This is a genomic window from Streptomyces sp. SID4985, assembly GCF_009863025.1.
Classification (GTDB): Bacteria; Actinomycetota; Actinomycetes; order Streptomycetales; family Streptomycetaceae; genus Streptomyces.
The window spans coordinates 1-18,077 of sequence record NZ_WWIR01000462.1; the positions used below are offsets into that span (position 1 = coordinate 1).

Sequence of the window (18,077 nt, forward strand, 5' to 3'; positions counted from 1 at the left end):
TGGCCGGCCGTCTCGCCCCGCTGCTCACCCCCGCCGAGATCGAGGCCACCCGCGCCCGCGTCGCCGCCCTGCGCGCCTCGGGCCGCCACCCCGAACCGGCGGGCGACTGGCCCGCGATCCCCTGGCCACCGGTCTGACGACGGTGGTGTCCTCGGTGGTGTCCTGCCTCACGGCAGCGGCGTTCCGCCCGGCCACAGCCGTGTCCCGCACGGATTCCGCCGCCGCGCGAGAGCGCCGAACCGGCCATCCGGCCCGATCCGGTTCGTAGGCGCTGCTCATGGGCGGTTAGTCTCATGTACATGCATGCCTGGCCCGCTTCCGAGGTCCCCGCCCTGCCCGGTCAGGGCCGCGACCTGAGGATTCACGACACCGCGACCGGCGGTCCGGTCACCCTGGACCCCGGTCCTGTCGCCCGGATCTACGTCTGCGGCATCACGCCGTACGACGCGACCCACATGGGTCACGCGGCGACCTACAACGCGTTCGACCTCGTACAGCGCGTGTGGCTCGACACCAAGCGGCAGGTTCACTACGTCCAGAACGTCACCGACGTGGACGACCCGCTGCTCGAGCGCGCGGAGCGGGACGGCGTCGACTGGGTCGCCCTCGCCGAGAAGGAGACCGCGCTCTTCCGCGAGGACATGACTGCCCTCAGGATGCTGCCCCCGCAGCACTACATAGGCGCCGTCGAGGCCATACCCGGCATCGTCCCCCTCGTCGAGCGGCTCCGTGACCTCGGCGCCGCCTACGAGCTGGACGGCGACATCTACTTCTCCGTCGAGTCCGACCCGCACTTCGGCGGTGTCTCCCACCTCGACGCGGCCGCCATGCGGCTGCTGTCCGCCGAGCGCGGCGGCGACCCCGACCGCCAGGGCAAGAAGAACCCGCTCGACCCGATGCTGTGGATGGCGGCCCGCGAGGGCGAGCCCAGCTGGGACGGCGGCTCGCTCGGCCGGGGACGCCCCGGCTGGCACATCGAGTGCGTCGCCATCGCCCTCGACCACCTCGGCATGGGCTTCGACGTCCAGGGCGGCGGCTCCGACCTCGCCTTCCCGCACCACGAGATGGGCGCCTCGCACGCCCAGGTGCTCACCGGCGAGTTCCCCATGGCCCAGGCGTACGTCCACGCGGGCATGGTCGGCCTGGACGGCGAGAAGATGTCGAAGTCGAAGGGCAACCTCGTCTTCGTCTCCCAGCTGCGCCGCGACGGCGTCGACCCCGCCGCGATCCGGCTCGCCCTGCACTCCCACCACTACCGCTCCGACTGGGAGTGGACCGACCAGGTGCTCCAGGACGCGGTGGACCGGCTCGGCCGCTGGCGTGCCGCCGTCTCCCGGCCCGACGGCCCCTCCGCCGACGCGCTGGTGGACGAGGTCCGCGCGGCCCTGGCCGACGACCTCGACGCGCCCGCCGCGCTGGAGGCCGTGGACCGCTGGGCGGCCCGTCAGGAGGCCGAGGGCGGCACCGACATGGGCGCGCCCGGTCTGGTCAGCCGTACCGTGGACGCGCTGCTGGGCGTGGCGCTCTGACGCCCGCACAGCTCTGACACCCGCACGAACGCGGTGGGGCGGTACCCGGATCGGGTACCGCCCCACCGCGTTCGCTCAGTCCTCCGAGCCGTCCGTGTCCTCGCTGCCCTCCGACGCGCCCGGCGCCTCCGGCTTCGGGGGCTTGGGCGGCCGGGTCCGGCCGCTCGGCGTGTCGCGCCGGAACGGCCCGCTGTCCGAGCCGTCCGCCGTGGCGTGCCCGCCGCCCGGTCCGACGTCCCGGCGCCGCAGATAGCGCTCGAACTCGCGGGCGATCGCCTCGCCGGACGCCTCCGGCAGCTCGGCGGTGTCCCGCGCCTGCTCCAGCGTCTGTACGTACTCCGAGACCTCGCTGTCCTCGGCCGCGAGCTGATCCACGCCCACCTGCCAGGCACGTGCGTCCTCGGGCAGCTCGCCCTGCGGGATACGCAGGTCCAGCAGGTCCTCGAGACGGTTGAGCAGCGCGAGGGTCGCCTTGGGGTTGGGCGGCTGCGACACGTAGTGCGGCACCGCCGCCCACAACGAGACCGCCGGAACCCCGGCGTGCGTGCAGGCCTCCTGGAGGACACCGACGATGCCCGTCGGGCCCTCGTACTTCGTCTCCTCCAGGTCCATCCGGCGCGCCAGCTCCCCGTCGGAGGTCACTCCGCTGACCGGGACCGGCCTGGTGTGCGGGGTGTCGCCGAGCAGCGCGCCCAGGATCACCACCAGCTCCACGCCCAGCTCATGGGCGAAACCGAGGATTTCGTTGCAGAACGAGCGCCAGCGCATCGACGGCTCGATACCGCGCACCAGCACCAGGTCACGGGGCTTGTCACCGCCGACCCGGACCACCGAGAGCCGCGTGGTCGGCCAGGTGATCTTGCGTACGCCGCCCTCCATGAAGACCGTGGGCCGGTTGACCTGGAAGTCGTAGTAGTCCTCCGCGTCCAGCGCGGCGAAGACCTCGCCCTTCCACTCGCGTTCCAGATGCGCGACCGCCGTGGAGGCGGCGTCACCGGCATCGTTCCAGCCCTCGAACGCGGCCACCATGACTGGGTCGATCAGCTCGGGAACACCCTCCAGCTCGATCACCCAGTGCCTCCTTCCGACGTGCTCTCGCCTGACCACCCAACCTTACGGCGTCCGGCCGGAGCGCCCGCAGCCCCCTTGGACGGGGGGTTGAACGGATCACTGCCCCGATCCCCGGTCCGGAACACCCCGCGGGCGCGGCGATCCGGACCGGGGGAGCCGACGGGCTACCGCTGGTCGAGCAGGCCCCGCACCCCGGCGCGTATCTCGTCGGTGGCCAGACCGCGGATGGTGAGCGTGGTGCGGCGGCGCAGCACGTCGTCCGGCGTCTCGGCCCACTCGTGGTCACGCGCCCACACCACCTGCGCCCAGATCTCCGGGGCGTCGGGGTGGACCCGCTCGGCCAGCTCCGGCTGCTCGTTGGCCAGCCGGGCGATGTCGAAGGCGAGCGAGCCGTAGTGGGTGGCCAGATGCCGGGCGGTGTCGGCGCCCATGCGCGGGCCCGGCGCCGGACGGTCCACCAGGAGCCGGTGGGCGACCGCGCGCGGGTTGGCCACACCGGGCAGCGGCAGCCGCCTGGGCAGCGTGGAGACCGGCTCGAAGTCGTCGCCGAGCGGGTGGCCCGGCAGCTCCTGAAGCTTCCTCATGACCGTACGGCCGATGTGCCGGAAGGTCGTCCACTTGCCGCCCGCGACGGACAGCATCCCGCCCCGGCCCTCGGTGACCACCGTCTCGCGCTTGGCCTTGGCGGTGTCTCCGGGCCCGCCGGGCAGCACCCGCAGCCCCGCGAAGGCGTACGTCATCAGCTCGCGCCGGAGCTGGTTGTCCCGGACGGAGAACGCGGCCTCGTCCAGGATCTGGGCGATGTCCTTCTCGGTGACGGACACGTCGCCCGGGTCGCCCTCGTACTCCTCGTCGGTGGTGCCGAGCAGCAGCATGTCCTCCCAGGGGAGGGCGAAGGTGATGCGGTACTTGTCGATGGGCGTCGCCAGCGCGGCCTTCCAGGGCGCGGTGCGCTTGAGCACCAGGTGCGCGCCCTTGGACAGCCGGATCGACGGCGCCGCGTTCGGGTCCTCCAGTCGGCGCAGATGGTCGACCCAGGGCCCGGTGGCGTTGAGCACCAGCCGGGCGTTCACGCCGAACTCCTCGCCCGACACCCGGTCGCGCAGCTCGGCACCGGTGACCCGGCCGCGCGTGAAGCGCAGCCCGGTGACCTCGGCGTGGTTGAGGACGACCGCGCCCGAGTCGACGGCCGCGCGGACCGTCATCAGCGCCATGCGGGCGTCGTTCATCTGGTCGTCGCCGTAGACGGCCACGGCCTTCAGGTTCTCGGTGCGCAGCTCGGGCACGTCCCGCGCGGCCCGGGACGGCGAGAGCAGATGCCCCACGCCGTCCCCGAACGCGGAGAGCGCCGAGTACGCGAACACGCCCGCGCCGAGCTTCGCCGCGCCGTGCGGCCCGCCCTTGTACACCGGGAGGTAGAAGGTGAGCGGGTTCGCCAGGTGAGGGGCCACCTGGCGGGAGACCGCACGGCGCTCGAAGTGGTTCTCCGCCACCAGTTTCACCGCGCCGGTCTGCAGGTAACGCAGGCCGCCGTGGAGCAGCTTGGAGGAGGCGGAGGAGGTGGCACCGGCGAAGTCACCGGCGTCGACCAGCGCCACCCTGAGCCCGGACTGCGCGGCGTGCCAGGCGGTGGAGATGCCGAGGATGCCGCCGCCGATCACCAGGAGGTCGTACGACGCCCTGGAGAGCTGCTCCCTGGTCTCGGCCCGGCTCGGGTTGGAGCCCGAGGCGGGGCGCGTGCCCAGGGTGGGTACGGGCGGCAGGGTGGTGGGACTGGTCATGTCGGGTACTTCACTCCTCGTCAGAGCCGGATGGGCGGTCCTTGCCGCCCGCTCAGCTCTCGTCCTCGAGCCAGCCCATGGTCCGCTCGACGGCCTTGAGCCAGCTCTTGTACTCACGGTCGCGGGTCTCCGCGTCCATGCGGGGGGTCCACTCGGCGGCCCGGCGCCAGTTGGCGCGCAGCTCGTCGGTGCTGGACCAGAAGCCGACGGCGAGGCCGGCGGCGTAGGCGGCACCGAGACAGGTGGTCTCGGCGACCATGGGGCGCACCACGGGGGCGTCGAGCACGTCCGCGAGCTGCTGCATGAGCAGGTTGTTCGCGGTCATGCCGCCGTCCACCTTGAGCGTGGTCAGCTCCACGCCGGAGTCCTTGGTCATGGCGTCCGCGATCTCCCGCGTCTGCCAGGCCGTGGCCTCCAGGACGGCGCGCGCGAGGTGCGCCTTGGTGACGTACCGGGTCAGACCCGCGATCACACCGCGCGCGTCGGAGCGCCAGTGCGGGGCGAACAGGCCGGAGAAGGCCGGTACGAAGTAGGCGCCGCCGTTGTCCTCGACCGAGAGCGCGAGCGTCTCGATCTCGGCGGCGGTGGAGATGAGGCCCATCTGGTCGCGCATCCACTGCACCAGCGAGCCGGTGACGGCGATGGAGCCCTCCAGGGCGTACACCGTCGGCTGCTCGCCGATCTTGTAGCCGACGGTGGTCAGCAGACCGGCGTAGGAGTTGATGATCTTCTCACCGGTGTTCATCACCATGAAGGTGCCGGTGCCGTAGGTGGACTTGGTCTCGCCCTCGGAGAAGCAGGTCTGGCCGAACAGGGCCGCCTGCTGGTCGCCGAGCGCGGAGGCCACCGGGATGCCGCCGAGCAGGTCGCCGAGGCTGCCCCCGGTCACCTCGCCGTAGACCTCGGCGGAGGAGCGGATCTCGGGCAGGATCTCCAGCGGCACACCGATGGACTCGGCGATCTTCGGGTCCCACTGCATCGTGTGCAGGTTCATCAGCATGGTGCGCGAGGCGTTGGTGACGTCGGTGACGTGCTTGCCGCCGTCGACACCGCCGGTCAGGTTCCAGATGACCCAGCTGTCCATGGTGCCGAAGAGGATGTCGCCCGCCTCGGCGCGCTCGCGCAGGCCCTCGACGTTGTCCAGCAGCCAGCGGGCCTTGGGCCCGGCGAAGTACGAGGCCAGCGGCAGGCCGGTCTCGCGGCGGAAGCGGTCCTGGCCGACGTTGCGGCCCAGCTCGCGGCAGAGGCCGTCGGTGCGGGTGTCCTGCCAGACGATGGCGTTGTGGACGGGCTCACCGGTGGTCTTGTCCCACAGCACGGTGGTCTCGCGCTGGTTGGTGATGCCGATGGCCTTGATGTCGTCGCGGGTGATGCCGGCCTTCTCGACGGCTCCGGCGACGACCTCCTGGACGTTGGTCCAGATCTCGTTCGCGTCGTGTTCGACCCAGCCCGGCTTGGGGAAGATCTGCTCGTGCTCCTTCTGGTCGACGGAGACGATCCGGCCGTCCCGGTCGAAGACGATGCAGCGCGAGGAGGTCGTGCCCTGGTCGATCGCCGCGATGAACGGGCCTGCGGTGTGGGCGTCGGTCACTGTGTGCTCCTGGGAGATCCGAGGTGAGGGTGCGGTGCGTGCGGTGTGTACGGCGCGTACTCGAATGATCGGCGCTTTTGCGACAAATCGTTACTCATCAAGCAAAAGCGACGTTGTAGATGCCCGCAGCGATCGCGCCGCCGATCAGTGGACCGACCACCGGGACCCAGGCGTAGCTCCAGTCCGAACCGCCCTTGTTGGGCAGCGGCAGCAGGGCGTGCACGATGCGCGGGCCCAGGTCGCGGGCCGGGTTGATCGCGTACCCCGTCGGGCCGCCGAGCGAGAGACCGATACCGACGACCACCAGCGCGGTGATCAGGGCGCCCAGGGCGCCGAGACCGTTGCCCTTCTCGTTCAGGCCCTGGGTGAGGACCGCCAGGACCAGGACCACGGTGCCGATGATCTCGGTGAGGAGGTTCTGCACGGCGTTCCGGATCTCCGGGCCGGTGGAGAAGATGCCCAGGACCGGCCCCGCGGCCGCCTCCTCGGCCTCGACCGCCTTGACGGTGTCCTGCGCGCCGGGCCCGCCGACGATCTCCCGGTCGGTGAGGTGGGCGTGGAACTGGCCGTAGTACGCCACCCAGACCAGCGTCGCGCCGATCATCGCGCCGAGCAGCTGACCGCCCCAGTACACCGGGAGGTTGCTGAAGTCCTTGTCCTTGATGGCGAGCGCGAGCGTCACGGCCGGGTTCAGGTGCGCGCCGGAGAGCGGCGCGGAGGTGTAGACCGCCGTCAGAACGGCGAAACCCCACCCGAAGGCGATGGCGAGCCAGCCGGCGCCGCGCGCCTTGGAGGCCTTCAGCGTCACGGCGGCACAGACGCCGCCGCCGAGCAGGATGAGTATGGCGGTACCGATGGTCTCGCCGATGAAGATGTCGGAGCTGGACACCCGCGACTCCTTTGTCCTTCGTCCAGGGAAAGCCGAACCCCGCGTCCCTTCGGGGGTTCTCGTGCCCTCGGGAATGAGAGCGGTGTCGGCCCTTGGCGCTGTCACACCCTAACGTGCATTAACGGCAAGTGTTCGACAATGCCGACCGATGGACGGGAGTCTCGCTTTGGGGTCGTCCATGCGTCAAGGGTTCTGTAATCGAAAACGCGATCGTTATTGATCGGCAGGAGCTATCGCCCGGGGCGGGTGTGAGGGTGGGTCCGCGAACGTGCGCGCATGCGTGTGGCCGCCCCGGGCCGTCGCGCCGGGGCGGTGATGTACGACAGGGCCGCTCGGAAGCGGGTTACCGCAGGGCCGCTCAGAAGCGGGCCGCGCCCAGGTCCCGGGAGACCGCCCGGGCGCAGTCGCGCACCGCCGCGATCAGTTCCGGGCGGAGTTCGCCCTCGCGGCACAGGCGCTCCACGGCGCCGGTGATCCCGACCGCGCCCACCGGCATGCGGCGGCGGTCGTGGATGGGGGCGGCGACGGACGCCATGCCCTCCCAGGTCTCCTCCACGTCGGCGGCGTAGCCCCGCGCGCGCGTGAGGTCGAGGATGTGCTCGAAGTCCTCGGGGCCGCACACCGTACGGTCGGTGAAGGACTTGCGCGGGGCCTCCAGCGCCTCGCTGTGGGCCACCGGGTCGTACGCGGCGAGCACCTTGCCGAGCGCCGTCGAGTGCAGCGGCTGCATGGCGCCGATCTCCAGCACCTGCCGGCTGTCGTCCGGGCGGAAGACGTGGTGCACGATCAGCACGCCCTGCTGGTGCAGCACCCCCAGGTGCACGCTCTCCCCGCTGGAGCGGGCCAGGTCGTCGGTCCACACCAGCGCCCGCGCCCGCAGTTCGTGCACGTCCAGGTAGGTGGTGCCGAGCCGCAGCAGCTCCGCGCCCAGCTGATAGCGCCCGGACGCCTCGTCCTGCTCGACGAAGCCCTCGTGCTGGAGGGTGCGCAGGATGCCGTGCGCCGTGCCCTTGGCGAGGCCCAGCGACGAGGCGATGTCCGACAGGCCGAGCCGCCGCTCGCCGCCCGCGAGCAGCCGCAGCATCGCGGCCGCCCGTTCGAGCGACTGGATGTTCCGTGCCATCCCCGTCCTACCTCCGTCCGCTCCGGCCGCCGTCGAACGACACCTCGGATGACCCCGCGGGTGACACCTCAGGCATCGTTCGACAATGCCGAACAGTACCGGTCCATGCCGACCTCCCGCCAATGACCGCGCCACATCCGCACGGCCCGCGGACCCGGCCGCAGCACCCGGAGGGGCCGATTCCGCCGTCCGCGTCCGTGTGGTGGACGCCGGTGCCCATCCAAGCCCACCGCCGGTTAGTCTGACGCCGTGCCCCTCGCCCGGCTCGCCGGGGCAGGGCGCATAGCCGACAGCCGTCGCATCCCAGGGAGCCCCTTCATGGCCTCGTCGCCGACGTCCCCCCACGCCGACCTCCGGACCCGTGTGTCCGCGCTCCGAAAGGCACTCGCCACCCGCGTGGTGGTCGCCGACGGAGCGATGGGCACCATGCTCCAGGCCCAGGAGCCCACGCTCGACGACTTCCAGCAGCTCGAAGGCTGCAACGAGATCCTCAATCTCACCCGCCCCGACATCGTCCGTTCGGTCCACGAGGCGTACTTCGCCGTCGGCGTCGACTGCGTCGAGACCAACACCTTCGGCGCCAACCACTCCGCCCTCGGCGAGTACGACATCCCCGCGCGCGTCCACGAGCTGTCCGAGTCCGGCGCCCGCATCGCCCGCGAGACCGCCGACGCGTTCACCGCGCGGGACGGCCGCGCCCGCTGGGTCCTCGGCTCGATCGGCCCCGGCACCAAACTGCCCACCCTCGGCCACGCCCCGTACACCACCCTGCGCGACGCCTACCAGCGCAACGCCGAGGGACTGGTCACCGGCGGCGCCGACGCCCTGCTGATCGAGACCACCCAGGACCTGCTCCAGACCAAGGCCGCCGTCCTCGGCGCCCGGCGCGGCCTGGACGCCCTCGGCCTGGACCTCCCCGTCATCGTCTCCGTGACCGTCGAGACCACCGGCACCATGCTGCTCGGCTCCGAGATCGGCGCCGCGCTCACCGCGCTCGAACCGCTCGGCATCGACATGATCGGCCTGAACTGCGCCACCGGCCCCGCCGAGATGAGCGAGCACCTGCGCCACCTCGCGCGCAACGCCCGCATCCCGCTGTCCTGCATGCCCAACGCGGGCCTGCCCGTCCTCGGCAAGGACGGCGCCCACTACCCGCTCACCGCGCCGGAGCTGGCCGACGCCCAGGAGACCTTCGTCCGCGAGTACGGCCTCTCGCTGGTCGGCGGCTGCTGCGGCACCACCCCCGAGCATCTGCGCCAGGTCGTCGAGCGCGTCCGCGACCTCACCCCCACCGAGCGCAGCCCGCGCCCCGAGCCGGGCGCCGCCTCGCTCTACCAGTCGGTGCCGTTCCGCCAGGACACCGCCTACCTGGCCATCGGCGAGCGCACCAACGCCAACGGCTCCAAGAAGTTCCGCGAGGCCATGCTGGCGGGCCGCTGGGACGACTGCGTGGAGATGGCACGGGAGCAGATCCGCGAGGGCGCGCACATGCTCGACCTGTGCGTGGACTACGTCGGCCGCGACGGCGTCGCCGACATGGAGGAGCTGGCGGGCCGCTTCGCCACCGCCTCCACCCTGCCGATCGTCCTGGACTCCACCGAGGTCGACGTCCTGCGCGCCGGCCTGGAGAAGCTCGGCGGCCGCGCGGTCATCAACTCCGTCAACTACGAGGACGGCGACGGCCCGGAGTCCCGCTTCGCCAAGGTCACCCGGCTCGCCCAGGAGCACGGCGCCGCGCTGATCGCGCTGACCATCGACGAGGAGGGCCAGGCCCGCACCCCCGAGAAGAAGGTCGAGATCGCCGAACGGCTCATCGACGACCTCACCGGGAACTGGGGCATCCGCGAGGAGGACATCCTCGTCGACTGTCTGACCTTCACCATCTGCACCGGCCAGGAGGAGTCCCGGGGGGACGGCATCGCCACCATCGAGGCGATCCGCGAGCTGAAGCGGCGTCACCCGGACGTGCAGACCACGCTCGGCCTGTCCAACATCTCCTTCGGCCTCAACCCGGCCGCCCGCATCCTGCTCAACTCCGTCTTCCTGGACGAGTGCGTCAAGGCGGGCCTGGACTCGGCCATCGTGCACGCCTCCAAGATCCTGCCCATCGCCCGCTTCAGCGAGGAAGAGGTGCGGACCGCCCTCGACCTCATCCACGACCGCCGCGCCGAGGACTACGACCCCCTCCAGAAGCTGATGGTGCTGTTCGAGGGTGCCACCGCCAAGTCCCTCAAGGCGGGCAAGGCCGAGGAACTCGCCGCCCTCCCGCTGGAGGAGCGCCTCAAGCGCCGCATCATCGACGGCGAGAAGAACGGCCTGGAGGCCGACCTCGACGCCGCGCTGACCGAGCGTCCGGCCCTCGACATCGTCAACGACACCCTCCTGGACGGCATGAAGGTGGTCGGCGAGCTGTTCGGCTCCGGCCAGATGCAGCTGCCGTTCGTGCTCCAGTCCGCCGAGGTCATGAAGACCGCGGTCGCCCATCTGGAACCGCACATGGAGAAGTCGGACGCCGAGGGCAAGGGCACCATCGTCCTCGCCACCGTCCGCGGCGACGTCCACGACATCGGCAAGAACCTCGTCGACATCATCCTGTCCAACAACGGCTACAACGTCGTCAACCTGGGCATCAAGCAGCCCGTCTCCGCGATCCTGGACGCCGCCGCCGAGCACCGCGCCGACGTCATCGGCATGTCGGGCCTCCTGGTCAAGTCCACCGTGATCATGAAGGAGAACCTGGAGGAGCTGAACCAGCGCGGACTCGCGGCCGACTACCCCGTCATCCTCGGCGGCGCCGCCCTCACCCGCGCCTACGTCGAACAGGACCTCCACGAGATCTACGAGGGTGAGGTCCGCTACGCCCGCGACGCCTTCGAGGGACTGCGCCTCATGGACGCCCTCATCGGCGTCAAGCGCGGCGTACCCGGCGCCAAGCTGCCCGAGCTGAGGCAGCGGCGGGTGCGTCCGGCCGTCGTGGAGGTCGAGGAACGGCCCGAGGAGGGCCACGTCCGCTCCGACGTCGCCACCGACAACCCGGTCCCCGAGCCGCCCTTCTGGGGCACCCGCGTCGTCAAGGGCATCCAGCTCAAGGAGTACGCGAGCTGGCTGGACGAGGGCGCGCTGTTCAAGGGCCAGTGGGGCCTGAAGCAGGCCCGCGCCGGAGACGGGCCGACCTACGAGGAGCTGGTGGAGACCGAGGGCCGCCCCCGGCTGCGCGGCCTCCTCGACCGGCTCCAGACCGAGAACCTGCTCGAAGCGGCCGTCGTGTACGGCTACTTCCCCTGCGTCTCCAAGGACGACGACCTCATCATCCTGGACGACCGCGGCAACGAGCGCACCCGCTTCACCTTCCCCCGCCAGCGCCGGGGCCGCAGGCTCTGCCTCGCCGACTTCTTCCGCCCGGAGGAGTCCGGGCAGACGGACGTCGTCGGCCTCCAGGTCGTCACCGTCGGCTCCCGCATCGGTGAGGAGACCGCCCGCCTCTTCGCCGCCGACGCCTACCGCGAGTACCTCGAACTCCACGGCCTGTCCGTGCAGTTGGCGGAGGCGCTGGCCGAGTACTGGCACGCGCGCGTGCGTTCGGAGCTGGGCTTCGCCGGGGAGGACCCGAACGAGATCGAGGACATGTTCGCCCTCAAGTACCGAGGCGCCCGCTTCTCCCTCGGCTACGGCGCCTGCCCCGACCTCGCCGACCGGGCCAAGATCGCCACGCTCCTGGAACCCGAGCGCATCGGCGTCCACCTGAGCGAGGAGTTCCAGCTCCACCCCGAGCAGTCCACGGACGCCATCGTGATCCACCACCCGGAGGCGAAGTACTTCAACGCCCGCTGACGCCCGGCGCACGGCCGCACCCCGGGGCCGGTCCGGGCACGCCGGAAGGCCGGTCCGGGCGCGCCGGAGACCCCCCTGGCCTGCGGCGCAGGCTTTCCCGGTGTACCCCGGCGCGCCCCGGATAAACGAGGCGGTTCGCCGCGCGGAGTTGTACACTGGTCGGTCCATCGCAGGCCGGCTCCCTGTCCGGGGGGCCGGCCTGGTCGTCCCTCAAGGAGGTGCGCCCGGATGACCAGTACGGTCCCCGCGCCCGGCCCCGCTCGGGCAACGAAGACCACCACGGCAGAGGACTACGCCCTACAGGCGGTCCTGCTGGACATGGACGGCACCCTGGTGGACACGGAGGGCTTCTGGTGGGACGTGGAGGTCGAGGTCTTCGCGCGCCTCGGCCACACCCTCGACGAGTCCTGGCGGCACGTCGTGGTCGGCGGCCCCATGACCCGCAGCGCGGGCTTCCTCATCGAGGCCACCGGCGCCGACATCACCCTCGAAGAGATCTCCGTCCTGCTCAACGACGGCTTCGAGCAGCGCATCGGCCGCGCCCTGCCGCTGATGCCCGGCGCCGCCGACCTCCTCGCCGAACTCCACCGGCACCGTGTCCCGACCGCCCTGGTCTCCGCCTCCCACCGGCGCATCATCGACCGTGTGCTGACCGTCCTCGGCCCGCACCACTTCACCCTGTCCATCGGCGGCGACGAGGTCTCCCGTACCAAGCCGCACCCCGACCCCTACCTCCTGGCCGCCGCCGGACTCGGCGCCGAACCGGCCCGCTGCGCGGTCGTAGAGGACACCGCGACCGGCGTCGCCGCCGCCGAGGCCGCAGGCTGCCATGTCGTGGCCGTGCCCTCCATCGCCCCCATCGTCCCGGCCCACCGGCGCACCGTCGTCACCTCACTGGAACAGGTCGATCTGGCCTTCCTGCGCGGCCTGCTGGCGGGCAGCCGCTAGCGGGCGTATCCGACGACCCGGTCGTCACTCAGCGAATTCCCGTGACGGCCACCGGAGTTGAAATGTGAGGTTCGCCACTCCGAAAGGTCTAGACATCACGGGGCCCATATGCCGACCATTCCGGAACCGGGGTGGTCGGCCGGTCTTTGTGTCCCAGTTGATGATCCGTTGCACCAATCCTGCCACTGTCGGTTTTTCGGTGCGTCCACACCCGGTTTCACTGCGTGATGAGCCCTCAACTCGGGCACCCGTCGGCCCTTCCGCGGGCGCGGACTAATGTCGTCGCGACAACATCGCAGCAACTCCCGTGAACCGACGCGCCATCCCTGTTGCCGGGTCCACGGAACCGAACGCTCTGGAGAAAAGTCCCGCATGAACCGCAAGACTCTGGTGCTGCCGGCAGTGGCCGGCCTGCTTACGCCGGTGCTCGCCGCGTGCGGTGGATCGGACAGCGGGAGCCAGGGCGGCAAGCCCATCGTCGTAGGTACCACGGACCAGTTCACGGCCACCTCGGACGCCCCCGCGCCGCTCGACCCCGCCTATGCCTACGACGTCGGCACCTGGAACGTCCTCCGCCAGACCGTCCAGACCCTCATGACCCAGCCCAAGGGCGAGGGCAACCCGGTTCCGGAGGCCGCCGAGAGCTGCGGTTTCACCGACTCCGGCAACGAGCGCTACGCCTGCAAGCTGCGTGACGGCCTGAAGTTCGCCAACGGCCACGCGGTCACCGCGGCGGACGTCAAGTTCTCCATCGACCGCGCCATCCACCTCAAGGCGGACAGTGGCGTCTCGGCCCTGCTGAACACCATCGACACGGTGGAGACCCAGGGCGACCGCGAGGTCATCTTCCACCTGAAGACGGCCGACGCGACCTTCCCGTACAAGCTGTCCACCCCGGTCGCGGGCATCGTCGACCCGAAGAACTACTCGGCCGACAAGCTGCGCGACGGCTTCGAGGTGGACGGCTCCGGCCCGTACACCTTCAAGGCCGAGGTCAAGAACAACGCGGTCGTCAGCGCCACGTACACGAAGAACCCGAACTACAAGGGCAGCACCAAGGTCAACAACGACAAGGTCGAGATCCGGTCCTTCGCCGACGCGGACGCCATGGGCGTCGCCCTCGACCACGGCGACATCGACGTCATGACCCGCACCATGACGCCGTCGCAGATCCAGAAGCTGGACTCCGGCTCCGACGCGAACGCCGAGCTGGTCGACATGCCCGGCCTCGAGATCCGCTACCTGGCCTTCAACACCGACGCCACCAGCGTCAAGGACAAGGCCGTCCGCCAGGCCATGGCCCAGGTCATCGACCGCGGCGAGCTCGTCGCCAAGGTCTACGGCACTCAGGCCGAGCCGCTGTACTCGCTGGTCCCGGCCACCCTCGCGGGCCACTCCAACTCGTTCTTCAACAAGTACGGCGACCCGAGCGTCCCGAAGGCCAAGGAACTGCTCACCAAGGCCGGCGTCACCACCCCGATCAAGCTGACGCTGCACTACACCACCGACCACTACGGCGCGGTGACCAAGCAGGAGTTCCAGATCCTGCAGAAGCAGCTCAACAACAGCGGTCTGTTCGACGTGAGCATCCAGGGCCACCCCTGGGCCACCTTCCGCCCCGCGGAGCAGAAGGGCCAGTACGACGTCTACGGCATGGGCTGGTTCCCCGACTTCCCCGACGCCGACAACTTCATCGCGCCCTTCCTCGACAAGGACAACTTCCTCGGTTCGCCCTACACGAACCCCACCATCCAGCAGACTCTGATCCCCCAGAGCCGCCGTCAGGCGGACCGGCTGGAGGCGGGCAAGACCCTGACGACGATTCAGGACGCCGTCGCGGAGGACGTCCCCGTGCTGCCCCTGTGGCAGGGCAAGCAGTACGTTGCCGCACGGGACGACATCACGGGCGTCTCCTACGCTCTGAACTCCTCCTCGACGCTTCAGCTGTGGGAGCTCGGCCGCGGTGTGAGCGGCTGACGGCTCCCTCGCCGGGGCCGGGACGGCGGCCCCGGGAGGCCCCCGACGAGAAGGCACATGCTGTGAACATGCGCACCCACTGGCCAGTCCTGCCCATCGTGGCAGGGCTGGCCTGCGGCCTGTTGACCGGCTGCGGCACGAGCGGCGACGGTTCCGGGACCGAAGGCCACCGCGTGGTGATGGGGATGTCCGACGACGTCCTCGCCACCGACCCGGCCTCCGGCTACGACCCCGGCTCCTGGCTGTTGTTCAACAACGTCTTCCAATCGCTCCTGAGCTTCCCCAAGGGCGGCACGCTGCCCGAGCCCGAACTCGCCAAGTCCTGCAGGTTCACGGACACCCGGGCCACCGTCTTCAAGTGCGAGCTGAAGGACGGCCTGAAGTTCAGCAACGGCGACGCGCTCACCTCCGAGGACGTCAAGTTCTCCTTCGACCGGATGCTGAAGATCAACGATCCGGGCGGACCCGCCGTCATGTTCCCCTCGCTCGGCAAGGTCGAGACCCCGGACGCGCGCACCGTCGTCTTCCGGCTCACCGTCCCCGACGCCACCTTCCCCAGCAAGGTGGCCTCCGGCGCGGGGTCCGTCGTCGACCACCGGCAGTACCCGGCGGGCCGGCTGCGCGGCGACCACAAGGCCGTCGGCTCCGGCCCCTACACGCTCGACTCCTTCGACAAGGGCCAGGCGGTCTTCTCCGTCAACCCCCACTACAAGGGCACCGCCGAGACCAAGAACGCGGGCGTCACCCTCAAGTTCTTCCACGGCAACCAGAGCACCCTGAAGAAGGCCCTCCTCGACGGCTCCGTCGACATCGCCTACCGCGGCCTGAGCGCCCGCGACATCGACGACATCGACAAGCAGGACGGCACCCAGGGCATCGACGTCGTCGAGGGCAGCAGCGCCGAGGTCCAGCACCTCGTCTTCAACATGAAGGACCCCGTCGCCGGAAAGCTCGGCGTCCGCAAGGCCATGGCCTACCTCATCGACCGCGACGCCCTCATGCGCGACGTCTACAAGAACACCGCCACCCCGCTCTACTCGATCATCCCGGCGGGCATCGTGGGCCACAACACCGCCTTCTTCGACACCTACGGCGAGCGCCCCTCCCGGGCCAAGGCCGCCCGGGCCCTGCGCGCCGACGGCATCACCGGCAAGGTCACGCTCACCCTCTGGTCCACCCCGACCCGCTACGGCCCCGGCACCGACGCCGAGCTCAAGGCCCTCGCCGCCCAGCTCAACGCCAGCGGCCTCTTCACCGCCGACGTGAAGTCCGTCGCCTTCGACCAGTACGAGAAGGACATAGCCGCCGGAAAGTACGGCGTCTACGTCAAGGGCTGGGTGCCCGACTACCCCGACGCCGACAACTTCACCGCACCCTTCTTCGGCAAGGGCAACGTCCTCGACAACCACTACGACAACAGCCGGATCACCCGCACCCTGATCCCCGCCACCGCCGCCCAGAGCGACCGCACCTCCACCGACAGCTCCTTCGTCGAACTGCAGGACATCGTCGCCGAACAGGTCCCCGTCCTGCCCGTCTGGCAAGGCAAGCAGTACGCCGTCGTCCGCGACGGGGTCTACGGCCTCGAGTACTGCCTCGACGCCTCCACCGTCTTCCGGTTCTGGGAACTCAGCAAGAGCTGACGACCCGCCGGACACAGCGGGCCGGACACAGCGCGCCGGACACGCCAAGGGCGCCCCTCCTTCCGGAAGGGCGCCCTTCGCCGTCGTACCGCGCGCCGCCGCTACGGCTGCGCCCCCGGACGCACCAATCCGCTCTCGTACGCGTACACCGCCGCCTGCACCCGGTCGCGCAGACCCAGCTTCGTCAGCACATGCCCCACATGCGTCTTCACCGTCGTCTCGCTGACGAACAGCTCCGCCGCGATCTCCGCGTTCGACAGCCCCCGCGCCACCAGCTTCAGCACCTCGACCTCACGGTCCGTCAGCGTGTGCAGCGTGTCCCGCGCGGGCTCCTCGCCCGAGGGCAGATGCGTCGCGTACTTGTCCAGCAGACGGCGCGTGATGCTCGGGGCCAGCATCGCCTCGCCCGCCGCCACCACCCGGATCGCCTGCACCAGCTCGTTCGCCGGGGCGTCCTTCAACAGGAAGCCGCTCGCCCCCGCCCGCAGCGCCTCCACCACGTACTCGTCCAGATCGAACGTGGTCAGCACCAGCACCTTCGCCGGACCGTCCCGGCCGGGACCGGTGATCTGCCGGGTCGCCTCCACCCCGTCCATCCGGGGCATACGGATGTCCATCAGGACCACATCCGGCTGCAGCGCGCGCACCTGGTCGAGAGCCTGCAGACCGTCACCGGCCTCACCGACGACCGCGATGTCCGGCTCGGCCTCCAGGATCATCCGGAAGCCCGTACGCAACAGCGGCTGGTCATCCACCAGCAGGACACGGATCGCCACGTGACAACTCCTTCGCTAGTCGGACCCCATTCTGCCCAACCCGTCCGCCCCGGACTCCGCCGCCCTCACCGGCAGCGGATACGGCGGGGGAGTCCCCCCGAACTCCGGGCAACTCGCCCGGTGGTCGCACCAGCCACACAGCTTCGTCGGCCGCGGCCGCCACTCGCCCGTCTCCGTCGCCCGCGAGATCGACTCCCACAGCGACTGCAGCCGCCGCTCCATCCGCTCCAGATCCCCCGGCACCGGGTCGTACGTCAGCACGTCACCACTGCCCAGGTACACCAGCTGGAGCCGCCGGGGCACGACCCGCTTCAGCCGCCACACCACCAGCGCGTAGAACTTCATCTGGAACAGCGCGCCCTCGGCGTACTCCGGCCGGGGCGCCTTACCCGTCTTGTAGTCGACGATCCGCACCTCACCGGTCGGCGCCACGTCCACCCGGTCGATGATCCCGCGCAGCCGCAGCCCCGACTCCAGCTCCGTCTCCACGAACATCTCGCGCTCGGCGGGCTCAAGACGCGTCGGGTCCTCCAGCGTGAACCAGCGCTCCACCAGCTGCTCGGCCTCACCCAGCCAGCGCGCCAGCCGCTCGCCCTCCGGATCGTCCGCGAACAGCTCACCCAGCTCCGGCCTGCTCTCCCGCAGCCGGTCCCACTGCCCCGGCACCAGCGACTTCGCCCGAGGCGCCGTACGCTCCACCGCCGGGGCGTCGAAGAGCCGCTCCAGGACCGCGTGCACCAGCGTGCCCCGCGTCGCCGCCTCGCTCGGCTTCTCCGGCAGCCGGTCGATCACCCGGAACCGGTACAACAGCGGACACTGCATGAAGTCGCTCGCCCGCGACGGCGACAGCGACGAGGGCGCCGCCGGAGCACGCCGCGCACCCGCACCGTCCCCGGGCCGCGCCGGTCCGGGCACGGC

12 protein-coding genes and 1 pseudogene are annotated in these 18,077 nt (G+C 70.7%); 6 read left to right on the forward strand and 7 right to left on the reverse strand.

Going from position 1 to position 18,077, the window contains the following annotated elements:
- Positions 1-137: pseudogene (locus GTW40_RS20285) on the forward strand (phosphatidylinositol kinase); the annotation flags it as partial.
- 162 nt (positions 138-299) lie between these two features.
- Complete coding sequence (gene mshC, locus GTW40_RS20290; RefSeq protein ID WP_161181617.1) at positions 300-1,529, forward strand: cysteine--1-D-myo-inosityl 2-amino-2-deoxy-alpha-D-glucopyranoside ligase; 1,230 nt, start codon at positions 300-302, stop codon at positions 1,527-1,529.
- 75 nt (positions 1,530-1,604) lie between these two features.
- Here mshC and GTW40_RS20295 read toward each other — a convergent pair whose 3' ends face one another.
- The 5 genes from GTW40_RS20295 to GTW40_RS20315 all read right to left on the reverse strand — a co-directional run bounded on the left by GTW40_RS20295 (position 1,605) and on the right by GTW40_RS20315 (position 7,984).
- Positions 1,605-2,600 carry a PAC2 family protein gene (locus tag GTW40_RS20295; RefSeq protein ID WP_161181618.1) on the reverse strand — a complete coding sequence of 332 codons (996 nt, stop codon included), beginning with the start codon at positions 2,598-2,600 and terminating at the stop codon, positions 1,605-1,607.
- Between the two features lie 164 nt (positions 2,601-2,764).
- The gene (locus GTW40_RS20300) at positions 2,765-4,381 is read right to left on the reverse strand and encodes a glycerol-3-phosphate dehydrogenase/oxidase (RefSeq protein ID WP_161181619.1); all 1,617 of its coding nucleotides are present in this window, start codon (positions 4,379-4,381) and stop codon (positions 2,765-2,767) included.
- A gap of 52 nt (positions 4,382-4,433) precedes the next feature.
- The gene (gene glpK / locus GTW40_RS20305) at positions 4,434-5,972 is read right to left on the reverse strand and encodes a glycerol kinase GlpK (protein WP_161181620.1); all 1,539 of its coding nucleotides are present in this window, start codon (positions 5,970-5,972) and stop codon (positions 4,434-4,436) included.
- A gap of 97 nt (positions 5,973-6,069) precedes the next feature.
- Complete coding sequence (locus GTW40_RS20310; RefSeq protein ID WP_161181621.1) at positions 6,070-6,861, reverse strand: MIP/aquaporin family protein; 792 nt, start codon at positions 6,859-6,861, stop codon at positions 6,070-6,072.
- A 358-nt stretch (positions 6,862-7,219) separates the two neighbouring features.
- Positions 7,220-7,984, reverse strand: coding sequence for an IclR family transcriptional regulator (locus tag GTW40_RS20315; protein ID WP_161181622.1), 765 nt, complete (start codon positions 7,982-7,984; stop codon positions 7,220-7,222).
- A 318-nt stretch (positions 7,985-8,302) separates the two neighbouring features.
- Between GTW40_RS20315 and metH the strand changes: the two genes are divergently transcribed.
- The 4 genes from metH (at position 8,303) to GTW40_RS20335 (ending at position 16,383) form a co-directional block, all read left to right on the forward strand.
- Positions 8,303-11,815 carry a methionine synthase gene (metH, locus tag GTW40_RS20320; protein ID WP_161181623.1) on the forward strand — a complete coding sequence of 1,171 codons (3,513 nt, stop codon included), beginning with the start codon at positions 8,303-8,305 and terminating at the stop codon, positions 11,813-11,815.
- Between the two features lie 228 nt (positions 11,816-12,043).
- The gene (locus GTW40_RS20325) at positions 12,044-12,763 is read left to right on the forward strand and encodes an HAD family phosphatase (protein WP_161181624.1); all 720 of its coding nucleotides are present in this window, start codon (positions 12,044-12,046) and stop codon (positions 12,761-12,763) included.
- Positions 12,764-13,135: 372 nt separating this feature from the next.
- Positions 13,136-14,740, forward strand: a complete 1,605-nt coding sequence (locus tag GTW40_RS20330; RefSeq protein ID WP_161181625.1) for an ABC transporter substrate-binding protein — start codon at positions 13,136-13,138, stop codon at positions 14,738-14,740.
- Between the two features lie 62 nt (positions 14,741-14,802).
- On the forward strand, positions 14,803-16,383 hold the full coding sequence (locus tag GTW40_RS20335) for an ABC transporter substrate-binding protein (RefSeq protein ID WP_161181626.1): 1,581 nt from the start codon (positions 14,803-14,805) through the stop codon (positions 16,381-16,383).
- A 101-nt stretch (positions 16,384-16,484) separates the two neighbouring features.
- Here GTW40_RS20335 and GTW40_RS20340 read toward each other — a convergent pair whose 3' ends face one another.
- Together GTW40_RS20340 and GTW40_RS20345 are read right to left on the reverse strand one after the other, a co-directional pair.
- Positions 16,485-17,159, reverse strand: coding sequence for a response regulator transcription factor (locus GTW40_RS20340; protein WP_161181627.1), 675 nt, complete (start codon positions 17,157-17,159; stop codon positions 16,485-16,487).
- Positions 17,160-17,174: 15 nt separating this feature from the next.
- Entirely contained in the window at positions 17,175-18,074 is a 900-nt protein-coding gene (locus GTW40_RS20345; RefSeq protein ID WP_343245747.1) for a RecB family exonuclease, read from the reverse strand.
- Positions 18,075-18,077 lie beyond the last annotated feature (3 nt).